Annotated in this window: 5 protein-coding genes; 3 read left to right on the top strand and 2 right to left on the bottom strand. The window is 45.2% G+C overall.

The annotated features are described in order from the left end of the window. The first annotated feature begins 181 nt into the window (after positions 1–181). A complete protein-coding gene (locus tag PX636_RS14750) occupies positions 182–979 on the top strand; it encodes a Tab2/Atab2 family RNA-binding protein (protein WP_002795456.1) in 798 nt (265 codons plus the stop codon). Here the strand turns inward: PX636_RS14750 and PX636_RS14745 are convergent. Together PX636_RS14745 and PX636_RS14740 are read right to left on the bottom strand one after the other, a co-directional pair. Then, a complete protein-coding gene (locus tag PX636_RS14745) occupies positions 962–1756 on the bottom strand; it encodes a CPBP family intramembrane glutamic endopeptidase (RefSeq protein WP_012264786.1) in 795 nt (264 codons plus the stop codon). The genes PX636_RS14750 and PX636_RS14745 overlap by 18 nt on opposite strands. A 377-nt stretch (positions 1757–2133) precedes the next feature. Beyond that, on the bottom strand, positions 2134–2520 hold the full coding sequence (locus tag PX636_RS14740; RefSeq protein ID WP_288117676.1) for an AbrB family transcriptional regulator: 387 nt from the start codon (positions 2518–2520) through the stop codon (positions 2134–2136). Between the two features lie 532 nt (positions 2521–3052). On the opposite strand from PX636_RS14740, the gene PX636_RS14735 reads away from it, so the two are divergent. Beyond that, positions 3053–4036 carry a succinate dehydrogenase/fumarate reductase iron-sulfur subunit gene (locus tag PX636_RS14735; RefSeq protein ID WP_002795461.1) on the top strand — a complete coding sequence of 328 codons (984 nt, stop codon included), beginning with the start codon at positions 3053–3055 and terminating at the stop codon, positions 4034–4036. A 73-nt stretch (positions 4037–4109) separates the two neighbouring features. Continuing rightward, on the top strand, positions 4110–5111 hold the full coding sequence (locus PX636_RS14730; protein WP_002795463.1) for a CsgG/HfaB family protein: 1002 nt from the start codon (positions 4110–4112) through the stop codon (positions 5109–5111). Positions 5112–5401 lie beyond the last annotated feature (290 nt).

The following is a 5401-nucleotide window of genomic DNA, read 5'->3' as shown; positions in this document are numbered from 1 at the left end:
TTGTCCCAATTTCTAGCCAATTTTCTTCCATTGTCTCGATATTTTTTGCTATAGCTTTCCCTAGTATATAGCCTTTTTTGTCTCGCTCCTAGATTTTAAAAGTCTTGGTAAGGTAAAATTTTTAGTTGACCTCTACTCCTGACCATTTTTTGACTTTTTACTGGTGACTTTTTACTGAATTATGACTATTTGGCAAGCGGATTTTTATAAATCTTCATCTTCTTCCCCTCTTGGCACAGTCTGGCAATTGTTAATTTCCGATCCTCTCGGTCATCTTATCTATGAAAATTCCTGTCCCCAATCCCAAGCTAATAGCGACTGGTTAACCCAACAGTTACAGCAAGCTTGTCAAGTCTCCCCCCCAGAAATTATCCAAGTTTTTCGCCCCCAATGCGCCAATTTATTTCTCCTCGCTGGTCAGAATTTACAGATCAAAATCGAGTTAACCCGTCACGTTAACGCCCTGAAAAAACAGCTAGAATTGCGGCAAATCCCCATAAATATCGACTATCCTCCACCACAACCCGTACCCGACCAATTTTTAGGTCAAGAGTGGCGTTTTGCTCGTTTTCCCGCCGTTGATTTAGTTAACTTTTTTGGCGATCGCCGAATACCGATTCTTTCCCTACCAGAGGCCTTTTCTCCTTTAAAACTAGGTTTAGCCTCCACTTTAATGATCCCCGGTGTGGTTATTACCGGTGGTAAAAAATCTCTGGCGATCGCTCGTTGGTTAGAGGAAATTAACCCAGTATTTATCGATCATATTCCCACAGAAACGGGGCGATCGGGCGGTTTAGTCTTGGAATCGGGTCTAAATGAGCGTTGGATTTTCCTGACCTACGAAGATGAAGAAGTGGCCCGGGCAGCCAATGCTTATCAAGCAACCAAAGAGGAAGGCCAAGGTTTACACTTTCTCCTCATACAACCGGATGATTCTGGTCGCACTTTTACCGGCTTTTGGCTACTGAAGCAAGTTTAACCCCCAAGCTGTCCCCAAGAGGCAAAGAATGCCGGCTAAACCCGCTAAAGGTTGGTTATAGATACCTTTAACCCAAGCTAACCCAGAATCGCTGTAAGACATCAATTCGGCACTGTCTAGCAAGGCCAATCCCCATACCCAACCGCCATGAAGTCCCCAAGCTAATCCTAAACTACCATGATCGATCGCCCGCGCCCAGACCAGAACCATCCCCATCAGAAATAAACCGGGTAGTTGCGGCAGCGTTTGCTGACGTTCCCAAAGCAGGTGCAGCAGGGCAAAAATTAGGCTAGAAATGGCTCCCGCCACCCAAAAACCGTATTCTTGGCTTAATTGGCTCAAAAAGATGCCCCGAAAGATTAATTCCTCGGTAATACCCACCCAGAGGGCCACTATCAACAGGGGTGAACTCAAGAAAAAAGCGCGAGTGAGGTTTTTGGGCTGCCAATGTACCCATGTCAAAATCCCCTCTAGGAAAAAAATTATCCCTAATCCCACCACTGCTAGGATTAATCCTTTAGTTAGGGAGATAAATAGGGAAAATGACCAAATTAATCCGTAATTATGGAGGCTGCTCCCCTCTATCTTTAATAATCCCCAGATAACTAAGGGAGCCAAGACGTAAAGAGAGGCCACCAGTGGCAATTTCTGGTCAGGTTTTGTCCCTTGCAGCGGTTGCCATCCCAAACGACTCCCTAAAACAATGGCAATGGGCAGCCAGAGAATTAACCAGACTAACAGGAAAATAATAATTTTTATTAAGGCAGCAATGTCCATTGTCAATTAGGTGTTAGAGAAGTGGGGTGTGGGGTGTAGGGTGTGGGGTGTAGGGTGTGGGAAGAATAAACAAAAATAATCTCCTGAATACTAACTCGGAGTCTCCTGTCTCCTAACACCCATAAAACCAACCCCCTAGGCATAGGATAACTGTGGAACTTTGCGCTGGTAAAGCCTAGCTCCAACAAAAATCCATCCCTAGGGGGTTGCGAAAAAGAAGAAAAAGTGCTTAAGGAAAACCCCTCAAGTTGATAAAAGAGGCGGTCAGGGGTTAGAATTAGGGGTAAGAATCCATATTGTCTTTTCGGTCGGTCTTGTCAAAACTAGCCCTTTTGACTGCCGATTTTTTTTATCCCTATCCCTACTCCGTAACCTATTTAAGCTTCTACCGATTCTTCTGATTCCGTTTGTTTGAGGTGGATGTGCTTGTAGCCAAGTTTGATTTCAAATTCATCGCCGGGCTGCAAGTTCATTTGTTCGGTGTAGGTGGAACCGATGACGATTTGACCATTTTTGTGGACACTAACCCGGAAAGTGGGTTCGCGGCCGCGGCCATCTTTAGTGCCTTCGGGATCGAGAGGAACCCCTTTTGCACCCAAAACAGCATCGTAAAAGTCGGTTAAATTGACCCGAACTTGACCATCTTTACTTTGGGAGTAGTAACCACAACGTTTTGCCGTTTCGCGACGGGGTAAGTGGGCCAACTCTTTGACTTTTTGTAGTAGAGCTTTCCCGGTTAGGGGAGTAGGAGAGATATCACTCATGGTACTTTTAAATGTCCCTTGATTTTTGACTGACTGTCAATTAAGTTTACACTGACAAATTGATCATACCAAAAATCTTGCCAAAAATGTCTAGAGGGGAATAATAAATTTTTTAAAACTGATGGTTCGGTGATGACAATCGTGCTAAGAAGACCCCAGACTAGGTAGTAAGTGTAAACCTTGTGGGGGAGAGGAAATTTTTGGTTAAGACTCTCGCAATTTTTGGTCGGGTGCGAGGAAAACAGGGAGGAGAAAGTGAGGACATAAAACCGATCAAGCTATACCTAGCAAGGAATTGAGAAACTATACTTCTGGTTGGAGTTGGCAAAAAACTAATGACCCAGAGCAGTAAATCCGGGGTGATTAAACTGTTTTCCATCGACTTGCCCATCTATGATTAGGTCTAGATACCCACCCCTTGGCTCAACCGACCGGGGAAAATCTTAAGGATTAATTACCATTACTAGCTCCCCTTTGGCCCGTTAACATCGATTATCCTGAGTATTAGGAGTCCCTCATCCCCGTGCCGAGTATGGAAGTTTCTTTTAAAATTCTGCGTCAACGACCCAACGACACCCCCTACCTAGAAAATTTTACCCTAGAGGTGGAGGCGGGAAATACAATTCTCGACTGCCTTAATCGCATCAAATGGGAACTTGATGGAACTTTGGCCTTTCGTAAAAATTGCCGCAATACAATTTGTGGCAGCTGTGCGATGAAAATTAACGGCCGTTCGGCCTTGGCTTGTCAAAAAAATATCGCCAGTGAATTAAACCATTGTAGCCAAAAAGATGCCGGAGAAATTCCCGAAATCACGATCGCCCCTCTGGGTAATTTACCGATTATCCGGGATTTAATCGTCAATATGCAACCGTTTTGGGACGATTTAGAAAAGGTTGAACCTTATATCAGTAGTCAAGCACGCACCATTCCCGAACGAGAATTTCTGCAAACTCCAGAAGAAAGAGCCAATCTCAATCAGATGGGTAACTGCATTATGTGCGGCGCCTGTTATTCGGAATGTAATGCCAAGCAAGTGAATCCCGATTTTGTCGGTCCCCACGCTTTAGCAAAAGCGCAGCGCACCCTAGCAGATTCCCGCGATGGTAATCAGGAAAGTCGCCTAGAACTTTATAATCAAGGCACCGCAGGGGTTTGGGGGTGTACGCGCTGCTATTTCTGTAATGCGGTTTGTCCCATGGAAGTGGCTCCCATGGATCAGATTAGTAAAATTAAACAGGAAATACTCGCTCGCAAGTCGGACGATAGTAGTCGTCCCATTCGTCACCGGAAAGTTTTAGTGGAATTAGTCAAAGCAGGGGGATGGGTTGATGAACGCAAATTCGGCCTCTATGTGGTGGGCAATTATTGGCGCGATTTACAGGGTTTATTAAGTATTGCCCCCTTGGGATTGCGGATGATTGCTAAGGGTAAATTTCCCACTTCCTTTGAAGCTTCCGAGGGAACCGAGGAGGTGAGAGGTTTAATTACTGCCATTCAAAATTCTCGCTCTTGATCACTCTCGATAGTTAGAGCAATTTTCAGATGTATTATGATCTATATTCTATTTGACTGGAGAACCCCTTATCATGTTCGATCGAGATAGTATCCGTGGTTTTTCTGCCCTGATTACCCTTGTGGGAGTCGCTTCTAGTTTGGGTTTTAGCCTCAACGCACCGGCTTTCTCCCAAGCTATCTCTAACAATTTACCGCTACTCTTAGCCCAAAAAAGCGAAAAGGTGCGAGTAGCGGTTTTAGACTTCGATTATAGCGGTCTTAGTAATCCCCAGTGGTTAACATTTCTCAATGGTGGAGCCAGTGGTGTTAGTGATATTCTCGTCAATAGATTGGTGGAAAGTGGTCGCTATACAGTCATTGAGCGCAGTCGCATTGATGCTGTCCTCAGAGAACAAAATTTAGGAGCTTCGGGACGGGTAGATGCCGCTACCGCCGCTCAAATCGGGCAAATTTTGGGGGTAGATGTGGTGATTATCGGTTCGATTACCCAATTCGATTTACAAAAAAAACAATCCGGTGGCTCGTTTATTATTTTTAGCACCGCCAAGACAGAAACCGATGCTTTTGTCAAGTTAAATGTCCGGGCAATTAATACCACCACGGCCGAAATTATTACCACCGCTCAGGGAGATGGTACTGCCAATCAATCCGATGGTTCAACCGTGGTTTTAGGCGTTGGGGGTGGTTCCCAAACTTCCAATGAAGGGAAATTACTCAGTATTGCCACCGATAAGGCAGTGGCGCGGGTGGTGGATAATCTCAATGATAAAGCCGACCAAATCGCCGCTACACCTCGCTCGCTCCCGACTGTCACCGCTTTAGTGGCTGCCGTGGCGGGAAATCAGGTAATTCTCAATAAAGGTACGGGAGAAGGCTATCGTGTCGGTTTACGCATTTCCATCGAACGGACGACTCAAACGGTCAAGGATCCGCAAACGGGTAAGGTTATCCGTCAGATTACTCAACCGATTGGCACTCTCGAAATTGTCGAAGCTGATGGTCAATCTAGCGTCGGTCGCATCATTACCGGTAATGGTTTTAAAATCGGTGATTTAGCTAAACCCATTCGTTAATCGGGAATTATGAATTATGAATTATGAATCGGAAAGTGGGGAAGTGAGGAAGTGGGAAGTGGGAAGATCGGTAAACTTAAATCTGATAACTGATCACTGATAACTGATCACTGATAAGTGAACACTCACGAAAATTTGAAGTTATTTGACACTCCCGTCGCACTAAGCGCTTCGGGATTCTTAGTTCAACGAGTCCACTTAAATTAGATGCCTGGCGTTATCCAACCCAGAGGTGGTTCTCTCCCTAAGCGTTACTTTTCGTATGCCCTACGATAGTCCCCCTTGCCCCC

Origin of the sequence: Microcystis sp. M53598_WE2, assembly GCF_030067735.1 — a bacterium.
Taxonomy (GTDB): Bacteria; Cyanobacteriota; Cyanobacteriia; order Cyanobacteriales; family Microcystaceae; genus Microcystis; species Microcystis aeruginosa.
The sequence above is the reverse complement of the archived record's forward strand: the minus strand, read 5'-3'. Positions and strand labels throughout refer to the sequence as shown.